We start from the raw sequence: 23,152 nt of genomic DNA, 5'->3' as shown, positions 1-23,152 counted from the left end.
CTACCTAGTCCCGTGAAGCCGCGCAGGCAGGGACTTTGCGGCTGGTTTTGCCCATGCGGGCTTGCTTGGGCGAGGCGCTCGTATCGCCTGTCAGCTTGAACCGCCGGAACGGGCGAAGAGACCTTCCCAAAAATAGAGTCTTGTCAGGAAGTTTGCACCTACTTTATTTTTTGAATGTCGTGGCAGGACGCCCGAACCGAACCAGGCAGCGCGCGCCGATTCATTTTTACATTTGAATACAAAGTACGACCTTAAATTCCCTAAGACTCGTAAATAAGTAGGTCAGGAATGCCCGGAACAGGCCCTTGCTCAGCGCTGGGTCTGCCGGTTTTTCTCATTTCCCTCTGGGCGCGTAGCCAATTTTCAAATGTCAGGGGCAGGCATCGCGGGCCAGCAGGCGCCGCATTTGCGCATTTTTATACACTAAATCAGGCTTTTTTCTAATAGGAATGGGCGTGAGCAGCTATAAATTCAGGAGCGATTCGGCGGCCCCGGTGGTAGAAAACCATAGAGTCTGTCCAGTGGCCGCCAGCATCATCCCTCTGCGCATCGGGTTGAGGATGTGCAGCGCGAACACAACACAGGCCGGCGCCATGAGAGCCTGACGTTGGGCAGGCGCAGCTGCTGGTCGGGGAAGCGCGGGGCCGCATGCGGGACGGCGGCTCAGGCGGAATCGCGCATGACCAGCTGGAAAGGCTGTTCAAAGTCGCGGCTCGGCCGGTCCGCGTCAGGGCCGTCCAATCGTGCGATCAGCAACTCGGCCGCAAAGCGGCCTATGGCCTGTTCGGATCGGCGCACCGTGGTCAAGGCCGGCTGCAGCAATTGCGCGGCGGGAATGTCATCGAAACCGGCCACCGCGACATCGTCGGGAATACGTCGCCCTGCTGCACGCAGCGCGGCCATGGCGCCTATGGCCAGCAGGTCGTTGGCGGCGAACACAGCGCTGCAGCGGAAGTCGCCAGCCAGTTCGGCGGCCATGGCGCGCGCACCTGCGGCTTGTGTGAAGTCATCGGCGGTGATGGTGTGGCTCGTCAGCCCCGCTTGCTGCATCGCCGCCTGAAAGCCGCGTTGGCGCTCTGCGCCCGGGCCTATCGGGCAGGACAACATGGCGATGTGTTGGTGTCCTTTGTCGATCAGGGCCTGCGTCATGGCCCGCGCTGCCGCCGCGTTGTCGATATAGAGCTTGTCGATACCGGGCGACGGCCTGTAGGCCTGGCTTTCCACCTGAACCACGGCAATACGGCCGCGCACGGCCTTCAGCAGCTCGGCTTCGTCAATGTGGAAGAACACCGCCAACACGCCGTCCACATGACCCTGCGACAGCCACTGCAGCGCTCGGTGCTCGCGCTCGGGCGCGCCGTCGGTGTCGAAGATCATGGTGTCGTAGCCCGCCGCATCGGCGGCGGACTGGAACCCCCGCACCAGGGCTGGATAGGTCGGGTTCGTGATGTCGGGGACGATGCAAGCCAGCGTATGTGTGCGCGCAGACTGAAGATTACGGGCCATGCGGTTGGGGACATAACCGAGCTGCTGCGCGGCCTGCAGTATGCGATCGCGCGCCTCCACCGACACCGTAGACGGCTCCACGCCGTTGAGTACCAGGGACACGGCGGTTTGTGACATGCCCGCGGCCACGGCTATGTCGCGCTGCGTGGGCCGTCGCTGCGCCATCGCGGACGCCTTGGCCTGGCTGACGGACACCGCCGAGGGGCTGGCCTCAGCGGGTGCGGGTTGGTGCTTGGTGGGGGTTTTCATGAGTGCTTGCAAGCCGTAATGCGTATTACGATTGTGCACCCCCTGTCTGCTTCCTGGGCAGCGTCACGCCCCGAACAGAGGATTCCGCCATGAACATCTCGCGTCGCACATTCGCTTTGGTGGGCATGGGTGCAGCGTCGCTCACCGGCAGCCCGCGTCTTCGCGCCCAGACCCGCAGCGACCATCTCACCATCCTGGTGGCGCAGCCCGCCGGTGGCGTGACAGATGTATTCGCACGCGCAGTCGCTCCGGCGCTGGGCCGGGGGCTAGCGCGTGTCGCGGTGGTGGAGAACGTCATCGGCGTGAGCGGCGCCATGGCCGCCAAGCGCTTGCTGGCGGCCGTGCCCGACGGCAGCACGCTTTTTGTGGGCTCTCCCTCCGAGACCGTGCTGGCGCCGCTTACCTTGCGCGCGGTCCAATACAAAGCCACGGACTTCCGGCTCTTGGGTCTGATCAACGATTCGCCCTTGGCGCTGTACGCGTGCAGCGACTTGCCTGCAAACAACCTGGACGAACTCGTGGCCCTGGCGCGCAAAGGCAGAGACAGCGGCGACAGGCCCCTGAGCTACGGCAGCACCGGGCAGGGCTCCCTGTTCCACCTCGTGACGGAGAGGTTGCTGTCCGCCACGGGCATCAAGGCCATACACGTGCCCTACCGCGGCGGCATGCCCATGTTGAAAGATCTTCAGGGCGGCAGCATTGACTTCACGATGCTGCCTGTGGACGCGCTGCTGGGAAACATGGTCGCTGGCGGCAGGATGAAGGTGTTGGGCGTCACGTCGGCACAGCGGCTCGCGCGTTTCCCCGAGGCCGCGACCTTCGACGAAAGCCGATCGGCGCCGGCCATCGGTCGCCCCAGCATCTGGGTTGGCCTGCTGGTGCCGGCCACGCTGAGTGAAAACATCAGCGTGCAGCTGCACAAAATCGTCACCCAAGTACTCGGCGATGCGGAGGTGCGCAAGGCCATCGATGCCGCTGGGGGGGCCGTGCCGCCTCCGATGTCGCTGGTGGACGCCGCGCGCTTCTACGCCGCAGACACCGTGAGGTTGCAGGCGCTGGCCAAGGCTGCACACGTCGAGTCCATCTAGTCGTCGAGGCAGTTTCAGCCGTCCCGACTTCTCTATCGCTGGGTCGTCGCGCAGCATTCAGCTTTGTGTCACAACGCCGGTCCATAGACCTGCAGGCGTGCGTGTGCGACCCGGGCGTTGGGTAGTCTGAAAGAAAAGTGCCCGTCATGCTTGCCCATCAAGCGCCAATAGCTATCAAAAAGATAGCGAACGACACCGTAGCCGTGAGCTGCGCCGCCTGGGTGACGGCCGAAATTCGCGCTGCGCCGACGTCCCGTTAACAAATGGAGGCATCAAACATAATACGTATTATAATAATTTCCGCCCTTGTCCTGTAGCGGCCCCCACGTGAGCTGCTCGTCCCTCTGGAGAGATTCGCGTCATGAACATCTGCTATCGCCATGTCTGCAGCCACGCCACCGGGGCGTGGCTGGCCGTTGCGGCGCTGGTGCCGGGGCGCAGCAACGATGCAGGCTTAGCCGCTTTTTGTCCGCACGGGGCGTCACTGGCGCTGTCCACCATGAATCTGCACAGAGCCCTTCCTTGAATACCGCCGCGCAACATCTTCCGCGCCATAGGGCGCGACACCGCGTCCACCCCACCGTGCGCCTGGACTACGGCCTGCGCATCATCGGGCACGGGTTCTGTGCCGCAGTGGCGCTTTCGGTGTTGCAACTGCGTCCCGTCCCCGTCGGCATCCTGGCGCTGATCTGCGGCATTGCCTTGTTGTGGCCACATCTGGCCTATCAGTTGGCGAGCCGCGCGCACGACAGCAAGGCCGCCGAGCAACGGAACTTGCTGGTCGACACCTTCCTGATGGGGGCGTTCACCTCCTTGACCGGCCTCGATCTGTGGATTGGCGTGGTGTCCTTCACCGCCATCAACGCCGCCAACCTGAGCATAGGCGGGCTGCGTCCGGGCCTGCTCGGCGCCGGATGTTTCGCACTCGGCATTGTGGTTGCGGGGCTAGGCACTGGGTTCGAGGTCTTGCCGGTACCGCTGTTGGCGCAAGTTATGACGGCACTCGCTGTCGTCACCTACACAGCTGCGTTCGGCCTGGCGTCCCATTTCCAGACGCGCCAGGCCATTAACGCCAAGCGCGAGGTTCATGCGCGCAACCAGGTCATCGAGCAACAAAAGGCGGACCTCGAACAGGCCCGTGAGATTGCCGAGCGAGCGCGTGAGCAGGCAGAGGCCGCCAACCTCACCAAGAGCGCCTTCCTGGCCAATATGAGTCATGAGCTGCGCACGCCGCTCAATGCCGTCATCGGCTACACCGAGATGCTGGAGGAAGACTTCGCGGACCGTGGCGAGTTCGACAGTGCGCTTGCCGACCTGGGCCGCATCAAGGGTGCGGCGCGGCATCTGCTGCAAATGATCAACGATGTGCTCGACCTCTCGAAAATTGAAGCGGGCAAGATCGAAGTACATGTCGAGTCTTTCGAGCTGGCCGAACTGCTGGACCAGGTGAACTCGACCACGCAGCCCCTGCTTGCCATCAACCGCAACCGTTTGCAGGTGCATTGCGCGCAAGGCCTGGGCTTGATGCAGTCCGACTTGACGAAGCTGCGACAGGTGCTGATCAACCTGGTCTCGAACGCGACCAAGTTCACCAGTGATGGCAGCATTTCGATAAACACCACTGGCGGACTCGACGCGGGTGGCCGTCCCATGGTGGTGTTCGAGGTCAGCGACACCGGTATCGGCATGACTCCCTCGCAGTTGGAGCGGCTGTTCCAGCCCTTTGTGCAGGCGGACGCCGAGACAACACGAAAGTACGGCGGCACGGGCCTGGGCTTGGCCATCAGCCGCCGGCTGTGCCGCATGCTGGGCGGCGACGTGACCGCTGTCAGCACCTTCGGCGAGGGCAGCCAGTTTCGCGCGGCCGTGCTCGCGAAAATGCCTCTGGTCGACAACGCCGCCGCGGACTGACATGCCAAAAATCCTGCTGGTCGAGGACAACGAGCTCAACCGGGACATGTTGTCGCGGCGACTGCTGCGGCGCGGCTATGAGGTGGCGATGGCTTTCGACGGTTCGCATGCCCTGAGCGCGGCGGCCAGCGACCGGCCGGCACTGATCCTGATGGACATGAGCCTACCCATCATGGACGGCTGGGAGGCCACACGTCGCCTGAAGGCCAACCCCGATTTGCGCGAGATCCCGGTGATCGCGCTCACCGCCCATGCCATGGAGGGGGACCGCCAGCGCGCGCTGGACGCAGGCTGCGACGATTTCGACACCAAACCGATCGAACTCGAACGCTTGCTGGCAAAGATCGAGGGGCTGTTATGACGTCCTTGCCCGGCCTGCCTGCGGCGACAGAGGTCGCTTACGCACCCGATTCCCCGCGCACGGCCAAGGACGTGTCGGTCGCGCCACGGCGCCTGTACGGCGGGGTGCGCGTGAACTACCCGGTGCGTATAGGCGCCCATTTGGCCGCCGGCCTGTTGCTCGGCTCGGTTTTCACCACGCAGCCGCCGACCGCGCTGTGGTGGGCGGGGCTGGTCATGCTGACCTGGCCGTATCTGGCCTATTGGCTGAGTTGTCGCGCCATCGATAGCCGACGCAGCGAGATGCGCGCCTTGCTGGTTGACTCTTGCCTGATCGGCATCTACGGCGGACTCTCGGGCCTCAACCCCTGGATCATCGTCGCCCTGGGGGGGGCCATGCATGCATCGAACCTCGGTTCGGGCGGAATGGGCCACGCCTTGCGCGGCCTGGTGGCCATGGCGATCGGCATCGTCATAGGCGCTGCCGCGACGGGCTTCGAGTTCCGTCCCGACACCTCCTTGCTGACCATTGCCTTGTCGGCCGTGGCCGCGGCGCTCTACCTGTCGCTCTTCGGCCACGCGATTTATGCCGAATCACTGCGCACCGCCAGAACACGCGCGGCCTTGGAAGAGCGCAATCGCGAGATCGAAGCCCAGGCCGTGCACCTGGAACAAGCGCGCCAGGAGGCCGAATTGGCCAACAAGGCCAAGAGCGCTTTTCTGGCGAATATGAGCCATGAGCTGCGAACGCCGCTCAATGCCGTGCTCGGTTACGCCGAGTTGCTCGAAGAAGAACTGGCCGACAACACAACACCTACGGCCCGCGCCGACCTGGGCCGCATCAAACATGCGGCCAAGGATTTGCTGGCCATGATCAACGCCGTGCTGGACCTGACCCGGCTGGACGCCAACAAGATCCAGCTCAACCTTGAGGACTGCGACCTGCGCGGCTTGCTCTTGTCCGTCGAGACCGTCGTGCAGCCTATGCTGATCGCCAACGGAAATCGCCTGTATGTCGACATCCAGCCGGGTCTGGCCTTGATCCATGTGGATGCGCAGCGCCTGCGGCAAGTATTGGTCGCGCTGGTGTCCAACGCCGCCAAGTTCACGGCCCAGGGGAACGTGCGGCTACGCGCGTTCACGCGCGAGCCACAAGCCGGGGCGCTGGAAGTGCGCTTCGATGTCGAAGATACCGGCATCGGCCTGAGCGCCGAGGAAATCGGTCAACTGTTTCAGCCCTTTCTCCAGGCCGACGAAGGCAGCACGCGGGCCTTTGGCGGCAGTGGCCTGGGCTTGGCGATCAGCCGTCGCCTGTGCCGTCTGATGGGCGGCGACATTGAAGTGCGCAGCACGCCCGGCGCGGGCTCCTGCTTCAGCGTCTGGCTGCCCCAGCCGGTGTCTTCGCCACAGTCAGCGCCACCGCCATCGGAGCACTAGGCATGACAGAGCAGCACACCGCACCCGCTAACGTGATAGATCGCATCGTGTGCAAGGCCGAACTCGCCAAGCTGCCGGCGCTGCTGGCCCTGATGGCGGCCATATGTCAGCGCGAGCAAATTGACGCGTCAAGTTGCCACGACCTGCAACTCATCGTCGAGGAGGCCTGCGTCAACGTCATGCACCACGCCTACCCAGCAGGCCAGGCCGGCCCATTGAGTTTGGAGGTCCGGGTCGTGCATCAGGCGCATCAGGGAGGTCCACGCCGCATCGTGTTGACACTGGAAGACCAGGGCCGACCTTTCGACCCCTTGTTGGTCGCACCGGTGGACGCCAGCGCCGCGGTCGAGGCGCGAGCGCTGGGCGGCCTGGGCGTGCACCTGATCCGACAACTCTCAGACCGCCAGCACTACCAACGCCACCCAAGCCGCGGCAACGTCCTCTCCGTCGAAAAGTACCTGTCGCTGACCACGACCCCATGACCCCCATTGAATCCTGGAGAACGCACTTGCAAATCACCATCACACCACACGACACAACGTTTGTCCTGGCCATCACCGGCAGCATAGACAGCCTGAGTGCCGACGAATTGACCCAACGCTTTGCGGAATCGATTGCTCAGGGCAACACACGTCTGGTGGCCGATTTTTCGCTGGTGAACTACACCAGCAGCGCCGGCCTCAGGTCCCTGCTGGGCACGGTCAAGAGTTGCCGACTTGCCGGTGGTGACCTGCGTATGGCCGCGGTGCAGCCTCAGGTCCAGCGCGTGCTCGAGATCGCCGGCTTTACCAGCATTCTCAAAATCTTTCCCGACGTGCGCCACGCGGTGGAGAGCTTCACGGAGGCCGCATGAAGCGCGCGCCGATTCAGGGTCCGACGGTCACGCTGGTGATCGGCTCGGGCAGCGTCAAGTGCGCGGCCTCCATCGGTGTGGTCAAGGCACTCTCCGACGCAGGCATAGGCATCGATCGCGTGGTCGGCTGCAGCGGCGGCGCCTTGTTCGCGGCCGGGGTGGCGCTGGGTTTCGACGCCGCCAGGATGACGGACATCACCCTGCGTACCTGGACCCGCAAGATGACCTCCAAGCGCAACAACATGGGTTTTTTGCGCCTGCTGGCACCCAAAATTTTCGGTTTTCAGCCGGACAGTTTTGGCTTGCGTGACGATGGCCCCATGCTCTCGGCCTTTCGCGAGGTGTTCGGGCAACAGCGCATCGAGGACACGCCGATTCCGCTGCACATCACGGCCACCGACTTCATGAATGGCGAACTGGTCGACATCACCCGCGGTGACCTCGTCGATGCGATTCGCGCCAGCGTTTCGCTGCCCCTGGCGTTTGCGCCAGTCAAGCTGGAAGGCCGGCTGCTGATCGATGGCTACATGGCCGACCCGCTGCCGATCAGCGTAGCGATGAAGAACGGCAGCCGCGTGATCGTCGCGGTGGGTTTCGAGAGCCCCTACCAGGACAACATCCGCAGTGCGGGACGTTTTGCGGCCCAGCTCAGCGCGATCCTTGCGAACAATCTGCAAAAGTCGCGCCTGGCTTTTCAGAGTGCGGTGCACCACTCCGAGATGATTCTGATCCTGCCGCAGTTCAAGCAACGCGTGCGCCTGTTCGATACCGACAAAGTGCCTTACATCATCGAAGAGGGCGAGCAGGCCGCCTTGCAGCAACTGCCCTATTTGCGCGCGCTGCTCGATGCAGATCGCGAACGTGTTGCCGTTGTCACGGCCTGAGGCCGTGGCTAACCCCATGCGGGCCCTGGCCTGATGTCCAAGCCGACGCCAACACCGACGGAACACCTGGAGCGCCAGATGTGCATCCTGGTGGTCGACGACCTCGAGCTCAACCGCGACCTGCTGGTGCGCCGCATCCAACGGCTGGGGCACGAGGCGGGCACGGCCATCAACGGACGCGATGCACTCGACAAGCTGCAGCAGCAGGACTGGGACCTGGTGTTGCTGGACATCACCATGCCCGAGATGGACGGCTACGAAACCCTGCGCCGTATCCGGGCCGATCCCCTGTCGGCGCAGCTGCCCGTGGTGATGGTCTCGGCCATCGACGAAAGCGAAAGTGTGGTGCGCTGCCTGGCGCTGGGGGCTGACGACTACCTGCCCAAGCCCTTCAACCCCGTGGTGCTGCAGGCGCGCATCGAATCATCCTTGGCCAAGAAGCGTCTGCAGGATCACAAGAGCCAGCTGCTGCAGGCGCTCTCCCGCGAATTGCAGATCGGCCAGCGCATCCAGCAAGGTTTCCTGCCCGCGGAACTACCGAGCCTGGCGGGGTGGTCGCTGGGCGCCAGCTGTACGCCGGCCCGACAGGTCGGTGGCGATTTCTACGATGCCTATTCGCTGCCTGGAGGCGCGCTCGCGTTTGTGGTCGCCGACGTGTGTGACAAGGGCGTGGGTGCGGCGCTCTACATGGCGCTGTTCCGCACGCTGCTGCGCGCGGTGGCCTGCCAGGCGGCGCTCGAGGAGTCCCCCCCCGCGACGCTGGTGCGCAGCGTGGCTTTCGTCAATGACTACATCGCCACCGTGCACGGGCACGAAAACATGTTCGCCACGGTATTCTTCGCCCTGCTGGAGCCGGACAGCGGGCGTATGCATTACCTCAATGCCGGCCATGAAGCGCCGTTTGCCCAGCAGGCAGAAGGCGGCCCCATGACGCGGCTCGACATCACGGGGCCAGCGGTGGGGCTGTTGGCCGGCAACCGTTGTGCCGTGCAGACCTTGACGCTGCAGCCAGGCGCCAGGCTGCTCCTCTACACCGACGGGGTGACCGAGGCGCGAGGTGTGTCTGGACCTTTTGGCGAAGAGGCGCTGGGGCAGGCGCTGGCCCGTCAAGCTGGCTCGGCGCAGGAAATGGTCGACAGCGTGCGCGCGCAGCTGGCTGCGCATGTGGACGCGTTCGAGGCGCATGACGACGTGACCTTGTTCGGTTTGATACGTGAATCTGTCGGGCCATGAACATCGTGAATCCACCGGAGTGCGCCACCATGAATCAGCCTGTGCGACCTACCGTGTTCGTGCGCCGTGTGCGCGTGGAGGATGCCCAGACCATGCAGGGATTTTTGCTGGGCCTCAGCGTTCCGTCACGACGAAACCGCTTCCATGGGGGCATCAGCGGCGCCTCGCCCAAGTTGGTGGCCTATCTGGTGAATGCCGACAACATCCGGCATGCGGCCTGGGTGGCCTGCATCTGGGGTGCCGATGGCGAGGAAATCATCGGCGAGGCGGGCTGGTTCATCGTCGACCCTGAACGCGGCAGCGCCGAGTTGGCCCTGAGCGTGCTGGACGGATGGCAGGGCACAGGGGTGGCGAGCCGGCTGATGACCACCCTCATGGATGGCGCACGCGACGCCGGCTTGTGTCACCTCTACGGCGACGTGCTCGACGTGAATCTGCGGATGCTGGCCTTCATGCGCAAGCACGGACTGGAGGCCGGTTTTGATGAGCCGCCAGACCGGGGTGTGCAACGTGTCAGCTGTGAGCTGACGAAAAGGGTGTAGACCCAATCAACTGGCGCTATTGTTTTCTATCAACCTTACCAGTTGACCTCGCGGTCCGGCGTGGAGCCGATGCGGTGTATGGACAGGTCAGCACCTTGGAATTCTTCTTCCTGGCTCAGGCGCAGCCCCAGGGTCATTTTGATCAGGCCGTAGACCACAAAACCTGCCAGCAACGCCCAGGCGATACCCATGGCGCTGCCAATCAGTTGTGCGCCCAGGCTGACACCGCCCAGCCCACCCAGGGCCTTGCTGCCAAAAATGCCGGCCGCCACGCCGCCCCAGGCACCGCACAAGCCGTGCAGCGGCCAAACACCCAGCACGTCGTCGATCTTCCATTTGTTCTGGGTCAAGGTGAACATCAGCACAAACACGGCGCCAGCGATGCCGCCTGTGACCAGCGCGCCCAGCGGGTGCATCAGGTCCGAACCGGCGCAGACGGCCACCAGGCCGGCCAGCGGGCCGTTGTGCACAAAACCCGGGTCGTTTTTGCCGATGGCCAGCGCCGCCAAGGTGCCGCCCACCATGGCCATCAGCGAGTTCACGGCGACCAGGCCGGAGATCTTGTCTATGGTTTGGGCGCTCATGACGTTGAAGCCAAACCAACCCACGGTCAAAATCCAGGCGCCCAGCGCCAGAAAAGGAATGCTGGACGGCGGATGTGCCGAGATGCCGCCGTCCTTGCGGTAACGGTTGCGGCGTGCGCCCAGCAGAATCACCGCTGGCAAGGCCAGCCAGCCGCCCATGGCGTGAACCACGATGGAACCCGCAAAGTCATGAAACTCCGTGCCGGTGAGCGATTTGATCCAGGCCTGCACGCCAAAATGCTGGTTCCAGACAATCCCCTCGAAGAAGGGGTAGACAAAACCCACAATCACCGCCGTTGCGATCAATTGCGGGTAAAAACGCGCTCGTTCGGCAATGCCGCCGGAAATGATGGCCGGAATCGCCGCGGCAAACGTCAGCAAAAAGAAGAACTTCACCAGCTCGTAGCCGTTTTTGAGGGCCAGTTGTTCGGCGCCTACAAAAAAATGCGTGCCATAGGCCACGCCGTAACCGACGACAAAATAAACCACGGTAGACACGGAAAAGTCCACCAGGATCTTGACCAGGGCATTGACCTGGTTTTTTTTGCGAACCGTGCCGAGCTCCAGAAAAGCAAAACCGGCGTGCATGGCCAGCACCATGATGCCGCCCAAAAGAATGAACAAGGCGTCCGAGCCCTGTTTTAGTGCGTCCATAAGCCCCTCTCTTTAGTGGTTTGAGTTGTTTCAGTGCAAAAGCGAATCAGAAAAAACAATAGCACCAAAATCAAGCAAAAACTGCGCCATAGGGGTGCGCACCAACTTGGATGCCCTATGCCCGGGGCTTTCAGGTCAAAGCGATTAGGGGCTGGGCGGCCCGGTTAGAATAGACGTCTGTCATTGGGGAGTAGCCACCCTGCACTTCTGCACGGGGCTTGCGTCAACAGACTTGCCCGGCCGTCAACGGCTGGACATGGCGCAAGCGGCTCCAGCGCATTTGCCTGGAACTCAGCGAGACCTTTGACTGCACAGCCTCCGCTTCAGGCCGGGGATGCTATGCAGTCATGGGTATTCGGCCGGAGTTTTTTGAATGCAAGCTTTCCTCGTCTCCACGGGCATCGTCGCCCTCGCCGAAATGGGCGACAAAACACAATTGCTGGCCCTGGTGCTGGCCGCACGTTTTCGCAAGCCCTGGCCGATTGTTCTCGGCATTTTTGTCGCTACCGTCGCCAACCATGCCCTGGCCGGCGCACTCGGCGCCTGGGTCACCACCCTGCTCAGCCCGCAAACCCTGCGCTGGATTCTGGGCGTGTCTTTTATTGCCATGGCGATCTGGATGCTGATTCCCGACAAACTCGACGATGAAGACACGGGGAAGGCGCCGCGCCTGGGTGTGTTTGCCACCACCGTGCTGGTGTTTTTCCTGGCCGAAATGGGCGACAAAACCCAGATTGCCACCGTGATGCTGGCCGCGCGTTACGAGGCCTACTTCGCGGTGGTTGCCGGCACCACCTTGGGCATGATGCTGGCCAATGCGCCCGTGGTCTGGCTCGGTGAACGTGTCACCCGCCTGGTGCCGCTGCGTGTGGTGCATGTGGTGTCTGCCCTGATTTTCGCCGGGCTGGGGCTGGCGGCGCTGCTGATCAAGGCCTGACCGGAACAAAGAGCCACTGCTGGCGAGCGACCGTGGAGGCGTTGCCCTGCAAGCAGGGACCGGGGAACTGGCTCCACCAGGCCGCCGGCGCAGCGGCGCCCTCGGGGGGCAGGGAGCTACACGCGGTGAGCGATCGTGGGGGTATACTTTCTTAGCGCCGATTTGCTCAGCTTGCGGGCGCTTAAAAAGTTCAGCTAAAGACGACATCCAGAACCCGGACTCGCTTTGAGCGATGCCGGGTTTTCTTTTTGTACGTTGTTTGTTACGGGCCTCATCTTGACGCTAGTTGCCACGCCACAGTCCATGCATTTCGCCGATGTTTTGCCCTTGCAAAGCGGCGCGGCCATTCGGGCCTATGACCTGAGCTACGAGACCTACGGCACGCTCAATGCCGACAAGTCCAATGCCGTGTTGATTTGCCACGCGCTCAACGCCTCGCACCACGTGGCCGGCGTTTACCTCGATGCCAGCGGCGCGGTGCTGCCCAAGTCCGAGGGCTGGTGGGACACCATGATAGGTCCCGGCAAACCGGTGGACACGGACCAGTTTTTTGTCATCGGCGTGAACAACCTGGGTTCGTGTTTCGGCTCGACCGGGCCCATGCAGATCAATCCCGACAGCGGCGAAATTTACGGCGCTGACTTTCCGGTGGTGACGGTGCAGGACTGGGTGGACGCGCAGGCGCGCCTGCTCGACGCCTTGGACATCCAGACCCTGGCTGCGGTGATGGGCGGCAGTCTGGGCGGCATGCAGGCGCTGAGCTGGACCTTGCAATACCCGGATCGTGTGCGCCACGCCGTGGTGGTGGCCAGCGCGCCCAACCTGACGGCCGAAAACATCGCCTTCAACGAAGTGGCGCGCCGCGCCATCGTCACCGACCCGGATTTTCACGGCGGCCACTTTTACCGCCACGGCGTCTTGCCCAAACGCGGCCTGCGCATTGCCCGCATGATTGGCCACATCACCTACCTCAGCGACGACGTGATGAACGAGAAGTTCGGCCGCAAGCTCAGAAACCTGGTGGCGGCAGACGGCACGTCCAGCGACGAAGCCGGCATTCGTTACACCACGCAGGAAGTCGAGTTCCAGATTGAAAGTTATCTGCGTTACCAGGGCGACAAATTCAGCGAATATTTTGACGCCAACACTTATTTGCTGATCACCCGGGCGCTGGATTATTTTGACCCGGCCCAGGCTTTTGGCGGCAACCTGACCCAGGCGCTGGCGCAGGCCAAGGCTCAATTCCTGCTCGTGAGTTTCACCACCGACTGGCGCTTTTCGCCGTCGCGCAGCCGCGAAATTGTCAAGGCCTTGCTGGATAACCAGCGCGACGTGAGTTACGCCGAGATCGACGCGCCGCATGGCCATGACGCCTTCTTGCTCGACGACTCGCGTTATATGAACGTGGTGCGCTCCTACTTCCAGGGCAAGGTGGCGGCATGTTGAACCCGGCCCGCCAGCTTTCTGCCGACCAGTTGTCAATCGCCCGCCTGGTGCCGCCGGGCTCACGTGTGCTGGACCTGGGTTGCGGCGACGGCGCCATGCTCGACTACCTGACGGCCGAATGCGGCTGCACCGGTTATGGCGTGGAAATTGACGATACCAATGTGCAGGCCTGTATCGCACGTGGTGTCAACGTGATCCAGCTGAATCTGGACGAAGGCCTGGCCATGTTTGGCGACGCGAGTTTTGACGTGGTGTTGCAGATCGACACCTTGCAACACCTGCGCAATGCCGAAGTCATGCTGCGTGAAACCGCACGTGTGGGCCGCATCGGCATCGTCGCCTTCCCCAATTTCGGCCATTGGCCGAACCGCCTGGCCGTGTTGCGTGGCCGCATGCCCGTGACCCGGGTGCTGCCTTACCAGTGGTATGACACGCCCAACATCCGTGTCGGCACCTTGCAGGACTTCGAGGCCCTGGCCTTGAAAAACCGGCTGGAGATTCTGGATCAGTTTGGGCTGCAGGACGGCCAGGAAATTCGCTTCTGGCCCAATGCACGCGCCAGCCGTGCGGTGTTCAAGTTTCAGCGAACCGACGCCCCATGAAGCAGCGGGCGTCCGACAGCCCGAGCGTTCCCAACGCGCCCAGCGCCATTTCCTTCGGCGCAGCTTTTCGTTTCTGGTTACAGCTGGGTTTTATCAGCTTTGGCGGCCCGGCCGGGCAGATTGCCATCATGCACCGCGAGCTGGTCGAGTCCACACGCGGCAACCAGCAACTGACCGCGCCGCTGGCGGCCGTGACGGCTGCCGTGGTGGGCGTGATTGCCAAGCTCGCTCTGTTTTTTATAGCTGCTGTCGCTTATCCAGCGGTGGTTCAAGGGCTATTTGACACACAACCCGACTGGATGGCACTGACGCTGGTCCTTGCCGCCGCGCTGGCGTTATGGCAGCTCCAATGGGGCGTGATCACGGTCATCGCAGTTTCGGCGGGGATCGGCCTGTCGTTGCGCCTGCTCGGTCTGGCCTGAGTGATGCGACGCGCAGTCGACCCAAGTTATGCTCAAGCCCATGCAAGGTCAACTGGAAAAAAATAACGCCCCCACGCTGTTGGAGCGCCTGTTCGGCAGTTGGGTCCGAACCGTCACACGAAACACGTTACGTGTCGACGCCATGGCGGGTTTGCTGGGCGCCGTGCTGGTGTTGCCGCAAGGCATTGCCTTTGCCACGCTGGCCGGCCTGCCGCCCGAATACGGGCTGTACACCGCCGTCGTGCCCTGCATCATCGCCGCGCTGTTTGGCTCCAGCTGGCATGTCATGTCGGGACCGACCAATGCCAATTCGCTGGCCCTGTTTGCCATGTTGTCACCGCTGGCCATGGCCTTCAGCCCGGCCTATATCCAGCTGGCGTTGGCCGTCACGGTTTTGGTCGGCATCATGCAGTGGCTGATAGGCGCTTTGCGCCTGGGCAGCCTGGCCAACTTTATTTCCCCGGCGGCCTTGTTCGGTTTCACCTCCGGGGCCGCCTTGCTGATTGCGGTCTACGCCCTGCCGGATCTGCTGGGGCTGGCACCGGCCGCGGAGCATGGCGCCGGGGCGGTGCTGGCGCATGTGGGCTCGCAGCTCGGCCATGCACAAGCAGCGGCCTTGGTTGTGGCGGCGATCACGGCGGCCGCAGCGATTGCGGTGCGCCGGCTGCGGCCCAGCTGGCCCTTCATGCTGGTGGGACTGGTGGTGTCGACGGCGCTGGCGGTGTTTTGGTTCCAGGTGATGGTGCCGGAGCCGGTCACGCCGGCCATGGCCCTGCGCACCGTGGGCACCATCGCCACGCCCTGGCCCCGTTTCGAGGTGCCACATATCAGCTGGGCCTCGGTGCCGGATCTGCTGGGCCTGGCTTTTGCGCTGACGATTGTGGCTTTGGGTCAGGCGATCTCGATTGCCAAGGCCGTGGCGGCGCGTTCCGGCCAGCGGATTGATGCGAACCGCGAGTTTCGCGGCCAGGGCCTGTCCAACATCGTCGGCGGATTTTTCTCCTGCTATGTGTCTTGCGGTTCCATGAACCGCTCCATGCCCAATCTGCAAGCCGGTGCGCGCACACCGCTGGCGTCGGTGTTTTCTGCCTTGTTGCTGCTGGGCCTGGTGGCGGTCAGCGCATCCCTGCTGGCGCAAATCCCGATGGCGGCGCTGGCCGCGCTGCTGCTGATGGTGGCCGTGGCCTTGCTGGACCTGACCCGCTGGCGCCAGTTGTTCAGGCTGAGCCGCACCGAGTTTGCGGTGGCGCTGGCGACCATGGTGGCCACCGTCACCATCCGGCTGGAAATGGCGATTTTGCTGGGTACCCTGTTGTCGCTGATGTCATTTTTGTACCGCACCTCCAAACCGGCGATGCGCACCATGGGTTTTGACAGCACCTCGCCGGACCGGCAGTTTGTGGTGATCGACGACGAAGTGAAAAACGGGGGGAGCCCCTCTTCACCAGAAGGGGCCGCGGAACCGGCTTCGCCGGGTCGCAGGCGCAGCGCCCCCTCGGGGGGCAGCGAAGTACGCGCAGCGGCGAGCGTGGGGGCGCATTACTTGCCGGAATGCCCGCAGCTCAAGTTGCTAAGGATGGAGGGCGAGGTGTATTTTGGCGCGACCCAACATGTGGCCGACACCTTGCACGCCTTGCGCCACGCGCCGCAGCCGCAAAAACATCTGCTGGTGATGGGCAAAAGCATGAACTTCATCGACCTGGCCGGTGCGCAGCTGTGGGAGGCCGAGTTGAATGCACGCCGCGCCATGGGCGGTGATTTGTACTTTCACCGGCCGCGCCCGGAAGTGCTGGAAATGTGGCAGACCACGGGTTTCACCAGCCTGCTTGGGCCAGACCACCAGTTCGCCGACAAACGCAGCGCCATCGCCACGATTTTTCCCAAGCTGGACCCGGCTATTTGCCAACAATGCACGGCGCGTATTTTCTGGGAATGCCGCAGTGTGCCGGGTCCCGACCTTACCCCTTCACCCTGATCTTTTTCTTCCACCCCTTCTACTGACGCCATGCCCCAATTTGCCGCCAACCTCAGCCTGATGTACACCGAACTGCCCTTTCTGGACCGCTTCGAGGCGGCCGCCAGCGACGGCTTCAAGGCGGTCGAGTATCTGTCGCCTTACAGCTGGCCCGCCCAGGAACTGGCGGCGCGTTTGCAGGCCAACGGTTTGCAGCAGGTCTTGTTCAATGCGCCGCCCGGTGGCCAAGATGCGGCCAGCATCGAGCAGGCCTGGAGTGCCGGCCGCAAGGGCACGGCCTGCCTGGCCGGGCAGGAAGCCGAGTTCCGTGCCGGTCTGGCGCTGGCGCTGGATTATGCGGGCGTTCTGAATTGCCCGCGGATTCACCTGATGGCCGGCGAGGTGCCTGAGGGCATGACACGCGAAGCGGCGCAGGCCACGTATGTGGCCAACCTGCGCTTCGGCGCGGCCGAGGCCGCCAAGGTCGGTATCGAGGTGTTGATCGAACCCATCAACACCCGCGACATTCCGCGCTTTTTTCTAAACCGGCAAGACCATGCCCATGAAATCCTGGCCCTGGTCGGCGCGCCCAACCTGAAGGTGCAGATGGACCTGTACCACTGTCAGATTGTTGAAGGCGACGTGGCGATGAAGCTGCGCAAATACCTGCCCACCGGCGGTGTCAGCCATTTGCAGATCGCCGGTGTGCCCGAGCGACAGGAGCCGGACATCGGCGAGTTGAACTACCCCTATCTGTTTTCCGTGATCGACGAGTTGCAGTTTGCCGGCTGGATAGGTTGTGAATACCGGCCACGTCTGGGCGGCCAGCCTGGCGGCACCTCGGCCGGGCTGGGCTGGCTCAAGCCTTATCTGTAGCACGCGCCCAGCCCAGGCGCTCCAGCAGGCCCATGGCGGCGGCAGGCGCCCGCTCCTTGGCGCCGTTGATAAAAAACACAAACACCTCGCGCGGTGTGCCGGCCGGCGCCGGCTTTGACACGCGCGGCAAGTCCGGCGGCTCGCTGCCGTCGGCCCAGGTGCGGGCGGCCTCGGCCCAATGGTCCAGCGCCTTGGGCGCATAACCGCTCTTGAACCTGGTTTCGCTGCGCATCAGCCGTGCGTACACAAAATCGGCTGTCAGGTCGGCAAACCTCGGGTAATCGTCCGAGTCGCAAAACACCGTGGCACATCGGTACCGGCGTGCCAGCGCCAGATATTCTTCGGACATGAAGCTGGGGTGGCGTACATCCAGCACGTGGCGCAAGGGACAACCGTCCACCTCGGGGGGCAACAGGGCCAGAAAGGCCTCGAAGTCCTGGGCCTCGAATATTTTGCTGGGCATGAACTGCCAGACGATGGGCCCCAGTTTGTGGCCCAGTTCACTGATGCCGCTTTCGACAAAACGGGTGATCGATTCGCCGGCACCCGCGAGTTCGCGGCGCTGGGTGACAAACCGGCTGGCCTTGAGCGACAACACAAAATCCTCGGGGGTCTCCTGCCGCCATTTGGCGAAAACAGGCGGCTTGAAGCTGCTGTAATAAGTGCCGTTGACCTCGATGGCGCTGAGTTGCCGGCTGGCGTAGCCCAGCTCCTGGCTGTGCGGCAGGCCGGCAGGATAAAAGTTGTCGCGCCAGGGCGCATACGTCCAGCCGCCTATGCCGATACGAACACCTGTGTGCGGAGGGTCGAATTTTTTCAAGGCAGAACTCCTGCAAGAGAGGACGAGGTGTTCACATGGTTGCAGAAAATGACCCGGCCTGCCGCTGCGCTTCGCCAGCGGGCTGGCGAGATGTGACAGGCGCAGGTACAGTGAGAGCCTGTCTACACTCTCAGGCCAGAGTTCAGCGGCTTGTCCCGCAGCCGCCCACCACCGGAGTTTTTATGAACGCCCCCCTGCACCGCGAAATGCCCGCCGGCCTCCTCGATTCCGCCCAAGCCCTGTCCGATGTGAGCGCCCAATGGGACGGCGACATCGTCCGGCAAATTTCCGACTACATCACCATTCCCGCCAAGTCGCCTTCCTTCGACGCCGACTGGGCCAGCCACGGCCACATTGACACCGTGATGCGTAATGCCGCGGCCTGGGTCGAGGCGCAAAAAGTCGAAGGCCTGAAGCTGGAGATCGTGCGCCTGGAAGGCCGCACACCGGTGCTGTTTTTTGAAGTGCCGGCCTCATCGGGGGGCGACTTGAGCGCCGCCGGGCCGCCCCAAGGCGCGAAGGCCCCCTCGGGGGGCAGCGAACCACACGCAGTGGGGAGCGTGGGGGCCCGTAAGACGGTGTTGATGTACGGCCACCTCGACAAACAGCCCGAGTTCACCGGCTGGCGCAAGGACCTCGGGCCCTGGACGCCCAAATACGAAGACGGCAAGTTGTTTGGCCGCGGCGGCGCCGACGATGGGTATGCGGTGTACGCCAGCATCGCGGCGATCCAGGCCTTGAAGGCGCAGAAGGTGCCCCATCCGCGCATTGTGGGCCTGGTGGAAACCTGCGAGGAAAGCGGCTCCTACGACTTGCTGCCGTATGTCGATGCGCTGCGCACGCGGCTGGGGGATGTGGGCCTGGTGATTTGCCTGGACTCCGGCGCCGGCAACTACGACCAGCTCTGGTTGACCACCTCCTTGCGCGGCATGGCCAGCGGTGTGCTGAAGGTTGAAATTTTGACCGAAGGTGTGCATTCGGGCGACGCCAGCGGCCTGGTGCCGTCCAGCTTTCGCATCATGCGCCAGGTGTTGGACCGGCTCGAAGACAGCAAGACCGGCCGCCTGTTGCCGGCCAGTTTTCACTGCGAGATTCCGGCCGAGCGTCTGCAGCAGGCCCAGGCCACGGCGAAAATTCTGGGTGACGAAATTTACAAACGGTTTCCGTGGGCGCATTACGACTGCGGCGGCGCCACCACCTTTGCGCTGCCGACCACCACCGACCCGGTCGAGGCCTTGCTGAATCGCACCTGGAAACCCACCTTGAGTGTGACCGGCGCCGATGGTTTTCCCGAGATGGGCAATGCCGGCAATGTGTTGCGGCCCTACACCGCCTTCAAACTGTCGCTGCGTTTGCCGCCGCTGGTGGACGCCGCCAGCGCGGTGCAGGAGCTCAAGACTTTGCTCGAAGACAATGCGCCCTACCAGGCCAAGGTCACGTTTCAAAGTGCCGGCGGCGCCACTGGCTGGAATGCGCCCAGCACCGCGCCTTGGTTTGACAAGGCACTGAACGAGGCCTCGCAAGCCTATTACGGCGCGCCTTGCGGCACCATTGGCCAGGGCGGCACGATTCCGCTGATGAGCATGTTGAGCCGGGGTTTCCCCAAGGCGCAAATGATGGTCTGCGGTGTGTTGGGTCCCAGGAGCAATGCGCATGGACCGAATGAATTCCTGCATGTGCCCTACGCCAAAAAAATCACCGCGGCCGTGGCAAATGTGATGGCCCAGATGCCATAAGCGTCCGTTAAAAGTTAATTTCAGGAATCGCATGTACAACCCGGTATTGGCGCCTTTCACGGCCCGCGACGGCGAAAATCTGGCGCTGTACGAGTGGCCACAAGACGCCTGGGAGGCCGAAACCGCCTTGCCGCCGCGCGCCGTGGTACTGATTGTTCACGGGCTGGGCGAACACGCCAGCCGTTACGGCCATGTGGCGCGCCGCCTGATCGACTGGGGTTTTGCGGTGCGTGCGTATGACCAGCGCGGCCACGGCGAGTCCGGCGGCGAACGCGGCGCCTTGTCCAGCGAGGCCTTGTTGCTGGAAGACCTGGCCGAGGTGGTCGACAACACCCGGCTGCGCGCCCAGCGTTTGCCTGGCCGGGATGGGGCGACCGGCCCGCTGCCGCTGATTTTGCTGGGCCACAGCCTAGGCGGCCTGGTGGTCGGGCGTTTTGTCTCGCTCAAGCTGCGTCCGGTGGAAGGCCTGGTGATGTCTTCACCGGCGCTGGATCCGGGGCTCAGTGCCTTGCAAAAACTGCTGGTGGCCACCTTGCCGGCGATTGCGCCCAATCTGCGTATCAACAACGGCCTGAATCCCGAATTCATTTCGCACGATACGCAGGTGGTGCGCAATTACCTGGCCGATCCGCTGGTGCACGCAAAAATCTCCGCGCGGCTGGCCAAATTTATTGCGACCGCCGGGCCGGCCACCGTGGCTGCGGCCGCCGGCTGGACCACGCCCACCCTGCTGATGTATGCGGGCGCGGACAAACTGGTGAATCCGGCCGGCAGCCGCGCCTTTGCGGCGGCGGCAGCCAGCAACGGTGCGGCCCAGGTGGTCACGGCCCACTGTTTCGACGACATGTTCCACGAACTGTTCAACGAGGCCGACAGCGCGCCGGTGTTTGCCACGCTGAAAGACTGGCTGGACCGCCATTTCTAAGGAAAAAAGGTCTGTAGCCCATATGGAATGGGCGCAAAAAGCTATCAAATCAATAGCGAGTAAGCGGGGTCGGCCAGGCGGCCCGCGCGGTTCAAGGTCTGCTTAGCGTTTGTTCAGCAGACCGCCCAACATGCCCATCAGGTCGCCGGTAGTACCCAGCCCTTGCTCCGGGGCCTGGCCTTGCGGCGTCAGATGATCAATCAGGCCGGGCAGGATGTTGGACAGCTGGCCGGCGGCTTCGCCCGGGTCCACACCCAGTTTTTCGGCCAGGCCGGACAAGGTGTCCGGGCCCAGCACGTTGCTGAGCTGCTCGCCGGAGATCGGCTGGTTTTGCCCGCTGCCGACCCAGGACCCCACCACGTCGCCCAAACCGGCTTGTTGAAACTTTTGCAACAAACCGCCCAGGCCGCCTTGGGGGCTGTCATTGCTCAACATGGCCGTCACGGCCTGGAGTAATTGGGGGTTGCTGGTCACCATGTTGATCAGCCCACCCAGGCCGCCGCCGGCAGCACCGGCTTGGGCTTGTTGCCCATTCATGACCGCGCCTAAAACTGAATCGAATAAACCCATGATCGTGCTCCAGTGAGTAAAAACAAAAAGGCCAAAGAGCCTGTTTACGATCTAAAGGGGGTCGCGCAAGTGGATTATCAGGATGGGATGCAAGGCGCAAAATCCAAGCCAAGGCTTGTGCCTTGGCTGATTTTGCAACGCCGCAGACCGCCTGAGAATCCACTTGCCCTGCGGGTTGGGACGAAATCGGGCGATTTGCCCACCAAATCCCTTGCATGGGCATCAGCCCATGCTGCGTGATCTTGGCGAGCAACTCATCCCGATTGCGCCCCAACGCGACCCCCTTTAGATCGTAAACAGGCTCTTAGGCATTCTGCGGCTGGCGCTGCGCCAGTGCAAGCCAGCCCAGCGCCAGCGCGGTCAGGCCCAAGGGCAGCAAGGAGCCGAGGTTCAGCAAGGTCCAGCCCTGGGTGGTGACCAACACGCCGGACACCAGGGACGACAGGGCCAACACCGCAAACACGCAGAAATTCAGCGCGCCTTGCGCCTTGTCTTTTTCTTCCGGGCGGTAAGCGGTCAAGGCCAGGGTGGTGCTGCCGGTGAACAGGAAATTCCAGCCCAGGCCGAGTAAAAACAGCGCGATCAGAAACTGCTGAAACTCGACGCCCGACAGTGCAATCAGCACACACACAATATTCAATACCAGCCCCACCGCCATGATGGGCAGGGTGCCAAACCGTTTGATCAGGTGGCCGGTGAAAAAGCCGGGTGCAAACATGCCGATCACATGCCACTCCAGCACCAGGGCCACGTCGGAAAACGGCAGGCTGCAAAGTTGCATGGCTATCGGCGTGGCGGCCATCAAGAGGTTCATCACGCCATAACCCAGCGCACCGGCTGCGGCGGCGACGATGAACACCGGCTGGCGCATGATTTCGCGCAAGGGTCGGCCACCGCCAGCGGCGTGTTGTACCGGCGCTGGCGGAAACTGCACGGCAGCGAGCAGCGCCATCGCCAGCAGGGCCACACCGGCCAGCGCCAGGTAAGCGCCGGCAAACGGCACCTCGGTCAGGGTCCGCGTGTGGGCCGCCAAGTTCGGCCCGGCGACGGCGCCAATCAGGCCGCCGGCCATCACCAGGGAAATGGCTTTTTCCCTGAAGGCCGGTAGCGCCAGCTCGGCGGCGGCGAAACGGTAGAGCTGCGCGTTGGCGTTGTAATAACCGGCGACCACGGTGGCCGTGACCAGCAGCCAGAAGTTCCGGCTGTAAGCCGCATAACAGCAGAGCAAGGCCGAGGCGATGGCCACCAGCAGTCCGAGCTGGAACGAGGTTTTTCGGCCAAAAAGGCGTTGTGTACGCGCCACCAGCCCGGTCGACAGCGCGCCGCCCACCACATAACCCATGACTGGCAAGGTCGCCATCCAGCCCAGCGGCGCCAAGGCCAGGCCGACCAGGCCGTTGATGGCGATGAAGGTGACGTTGTTGGTGAGGAACAGGCCTTGACAGACGGCGAGCAGCCAGAGATTGCGGTTCATGTTTCAGAGTGTATAGAACGCCACCGAGAGCCGGGGCAATTTCTTAAGAAAAAAGGCCTGTAGCCCATACAACACGGGCGCAAGCAGCTATCAAAAGTGGAGCGACTGCG

General features: G+C 63.1%; 23 protein-coding genes and 1 riboswitch. Of the genes, 18 read left to right on the top strand and 5 right to left on the bottom strand.

Annotation, left to right across the window (positions count from 1 at the left end; genetic code table 11):
- Nucleotides 1-663 precede the first annotated feature (663 nt).
- Complete coding sequence (locus tag R6254_RS01620) at nucleotides 664-1,755, bottom strand: LacI family DNA-binding transcriptional regulator (protein WP_318403886.1); 1,092 nt, start codon at nucleotides 1,753-1,755, stop codon at nucleotides 664-666.
- 89 nt (nucleotides 1,756-1,844) lie between these two features.
- On the opposite strand from R6254_RS01620, the gene R6254_RS01615 reads away from it, so the two are divergent.
- The 10 genes from R6254_RS01615 to R6254_RS01570 all read left to right on the top strand — a co-directional run bounded on the left by R6254_RS01615 (nucleotide 1,845) and on the right by R6254_RS01570 (nucleotide 10,042).
- A complete protein-coding gene (locus tag R6254_RS01615) occupies nucleotides 1,845-2,843 on the top strand; it encodes a Bug family tripartite tricarboxylate transporter substrate binding protein (protein ID WP_318403885.1) in 999 nt (332 codons plus the stop codon).
- A 361-nt stretch (nucleotides 2,844-3,204) separates the two neighbouring features.
- On the top strand, nucleotides 3,205-3,369 hold the full coding sequence (locus tag R6254_RS01610; protein ID WP_318403883.1) for a hypothetical protein: 165 nt from the start codon (nucleotides 3,205-3,207) through the stop codon (nucleotides 3,367-3,369).
- Between the two features lie 56 nt (nucleotides 3,370-3,425).
- A complete protein-coding gene (locus R6254_RS01605; protein WP_318403882.1) occupies nucleotides 3,426-4,754 on the top strand; it encodes an ATP-binding protein in 1,329 nt (442 codons plus the stop codon).
- Between the two features lies 1 nt (nucleotide 4,755).
- A complete protein-coding gene (locus R6254_RS01600) occupies nucleotides 4,756-5,115 on the top strand; it encodes a response regulator (RefSeq protein WP_318403880.1) in 360 nt (119 codons plus the stop codon).
- The gene (locus R6254_RS01595) at nucleotides 5,112-6,530 is read left to right on the top strand and encodes an ATP-binding protein (protein WP_318403878.1); all 1,419 of its coding nucleotides are present in this window, start codon (nucleotides 5,112-5,114) and stop codon (nucleotides 6,528-6,530) included. Before R6254_RS01600 ends, R6254_RS01595 begins: the two co-directional genes overlap by 4 nt.
- A gap of 2 nt (nucleotides 6,531-6,532) precedes the next feature.
- Nucleotides 6,533-7,012, top strand: coding sequence for an ATP-binding protein (locus tag R6254_RS01590; protein WP_318403876.1), 480 nt, complete (start codon nucleotides 6,533-6,535; stop codon nucleotides 7,010-7,012).
- 26 nt (nucleotides 7,013-7,038) lie between these two features.
- Nucleotides 7,039-7,383: an STAS domain-containing protein gene (locus R6254_RS01585; protein WP_318403875.1), complete on the top strand. Its 345-nt coding sequence runs from the start codon at nucleotides 7,039-7,041 to the stop codon at nucleotides 7,381-7,383.
- Entirely contained in the window at nucleotides 7,380-8,267 is an 888-nt protein-coding gene (locus R6254_RS01580) for a patatin-like phospholipase family protein (protein WP_318403874.1), read from the top strand. The genes R6254_RS01585 and R6254_RS01580 overlap by 4 nt, the downstream gene beginning before the upstream one ends.
- A 33-nt stretch (nucleotides 8,268-8,300) precedes the next feature.
- Nucleotides 8,301-9,500 carry a PP2C family protein-serine/threonine phosphatase gene (locus R6254_RS01575; RefSeq protein ID WP_318403873.1) on the top strand — a complete coding sequence of 400 codons (1,200 nt, stop codon included), beginning with the start codon at nucleotides 8,301-8,303 and terminating at the stop codon, nucleotides 9,498-9,500.
- Nucleotides 9,501-9,529: 29 nt separating this feature from the next.
- Nucleotides 9,530-10,042, top strand: a complete 513-nt coding sequence (locus tag R6254_RS01570; protein WP_318403872.1) for a GNAT family N-acetyltransferase — start codon at nucleotides 9,530-9,532, stop codon at nucleotides 10,040-10,042.
- A gap of 35 nt (nucleotides 10,043-10,077) precedes the next feature.
- On the opposite strand, the gene R6254_RS01565 is transcribed toward R6254_RS01570, so the two are convergent.
- On the bottom strand, nucleotides 10,078-11,280 hold the full coding sequence (locus R6254_RS01565) for an ammonium transporter (RefSeq protein ID WP_318403870.1): 1,203 nt from the start codon (nucleotides 11,278-11,280) through the stop codon (nucleotides 10,078-10,080).
- A gap of 173 nt (nucleotides 11,281-11,453) precedes the next feature.
- A riboswitch (yybP-ykoY riboswitch) is annotated at nucleotides 11,454-11,648 on the top strand.
- A 5-nt stretch (nucleotides 11,649-11,653) separates the two neighbouring features.
- Between R6254_RS01565 and R6254_RS01560 the strand changes: the two genes are divergently transcribed.
- The 6 genes from R6254_RS01560 (at nucleotide 11,654) to otnI (ending at nucleotide 17,517) form a co-directional block, all read left to right on the top strand.
- A complete protein-coding gene (locus tag R6254_RS01560) occupies nucleotides 11,654-12,217 on the top strand; it encodes a TMEM165/GDT1 family protein (RefSeq protein WP_318403869.1) in 564 nt (187 codons plus the stop codon).
- 276 nt (nucleotides 12,218-12,493) lie between these two features.
- The gene (gene metX / locus R6254_RS01555) at nucleotides 12,494-13,663 is read left to right on the top strand and encodes a homoserine O-succinyltransferase MetX (protein ID WP_318403867.1); all 1,170 of its coding nucleotides are present in this window, start codon (nucleotides 12,494-12,496) and stop codon (nucleotides 13,661-13,663) included.
- Nucleotides 13,657-14,265 (top strand): methionine biosynthesis protein MetW, encoded by a 609-nt coding sequence (gene metW, locus R6254_RS01550; RefSeq protein ID WP_318403865.1) that lies wholly within the window; start codon nucleotides 13,657-13,659, stop codon nucleotides 14,263-14,265. The genes metX and metW overlap by 7 nt, the downstream gene beginning before the upstream one ends.
- The gene (locus R6254_RS21995) at nucleotides 14,262-14,687 is read left to right on the top strand and encodes a hypothetical protein (RefSeq protein ID WP_318403864.1); all 426 of its coding nucleotides are present in this window, start codon (nucleotides 14,262-14,264) and stop codon (nucleotides 14,685-14,687) included. The genes metW and R6254_RS21995 overlap by 4 nt, the downstream gene beginning before the upstream one ends.
- Before the next feature lie 40 nt (nucleotides 14,688-14,727).
- Entirely contained in the window at nucleotides 14,728-16,662 is a 1,935-nt protein-coding gene (locus R6254_RS01540) for a SulP family inorganic anion transporter (RefSeq protein WP_318403863.1), read from the top strand.
- A 30-nt stretch (nucleotides 16,663-16,692) separates the two neighbouring features.
- Nucleotides 16,693-17,517, top strand: coding sequence for a 2-oxo-tetronate isomerase (gene otnI, locus R6254_RS01535; protein WP_318403862.1), 825 nt, complete (start codon nucleotides 16,693-16,695; stop codon nucleotides 17,515-17,517).
- Here otnI and R6254_RS01530 read toward each other — a convergent pair.
- Entirely contained in the window at nucleotides 17,501-18,337 is an 837-nt protein-coding gene (locus tag R6254_RS01530; RefSeq protein ID WP_318403860.1) for a DUF72 domain-containing protein, read from the bottom strand. The genes otnI and R6254_RS01530 overlap by 17 nt on opposite strands.
- 182 nt (nucleotides 18,338-18,519) lie before the next feature.
- Here R6254_RS01530 and R6254_RS01525 point away from each other — a divergent pair, with 182 nt between their 5' ends.
- On the top strand, nucleotides 18,520-20,073 hold the full coding sequence (locus R6254_RS01525; protein WP_318403858.1) for a M20 family metallopeptidase: 1,554 nt from the start codon (nucleotides 18,520-18,522) through the stop codon (nucleotides 20,071-20,073).
- Nucleotides 20,074-20,104: 31 nt separating this feature from the next.
- A complete protein-coding gene (locus R6254_RS01520) occupies nucleotides 20,105-20,998 on the top strand; it encodes an alpha/beta hydrolase (RefSeq protein WP_318403856.1) in 894 nt (297 codons plus the stop codon).
- Nucleotides 20,999-21,100: 102 nt separating this feature from the next.
- Here the strand turns inward: R6254_RS01520 and R6254_RS01515 are convergent, their stop codons facing one another.
- Together R6254_RS01515 and R6254_RS01510 are read right to left on the bottom strand one after the other, a co-directional pair.
- Entirely contained in the window at nucleotides 21,101-21,568 is a 468-nt protein-coding gene (locus tag R6254_RS01515) for a YidB family protein (protein ID WP_318403854.1), read from the bottom strand.
- A 304-nt stretch (nucleotides 21,569-21,872) separates the two neighbouring features.
- Nucleotides 21,873-23,042, bottom strand: coding sequence for an MFS transporter (locus R6254_RS01510; RefSeq protein ID WP_318403853.1), 1,170 nt, complete (start codon nucleotides 23,040-23,042; stop codon nucleotides 21,873-21,875).
- Nucleotides 23,043-23,152: the final 110 nt, after the last annotated feature.

This window comes from Polaromonas potterensis (genome assembly GCF_033446725.1).
Classification (GTDB): Bacteria; Pseudomonadota; Gammaproteobacteria; order Burkholderiales; family Burkholderiaceae_C; genus Polaromonas.
Note: the sequence above shows the minus strand (reverse complement) of the source record. Positions and strands in the feature narration are given on the sequence as shown.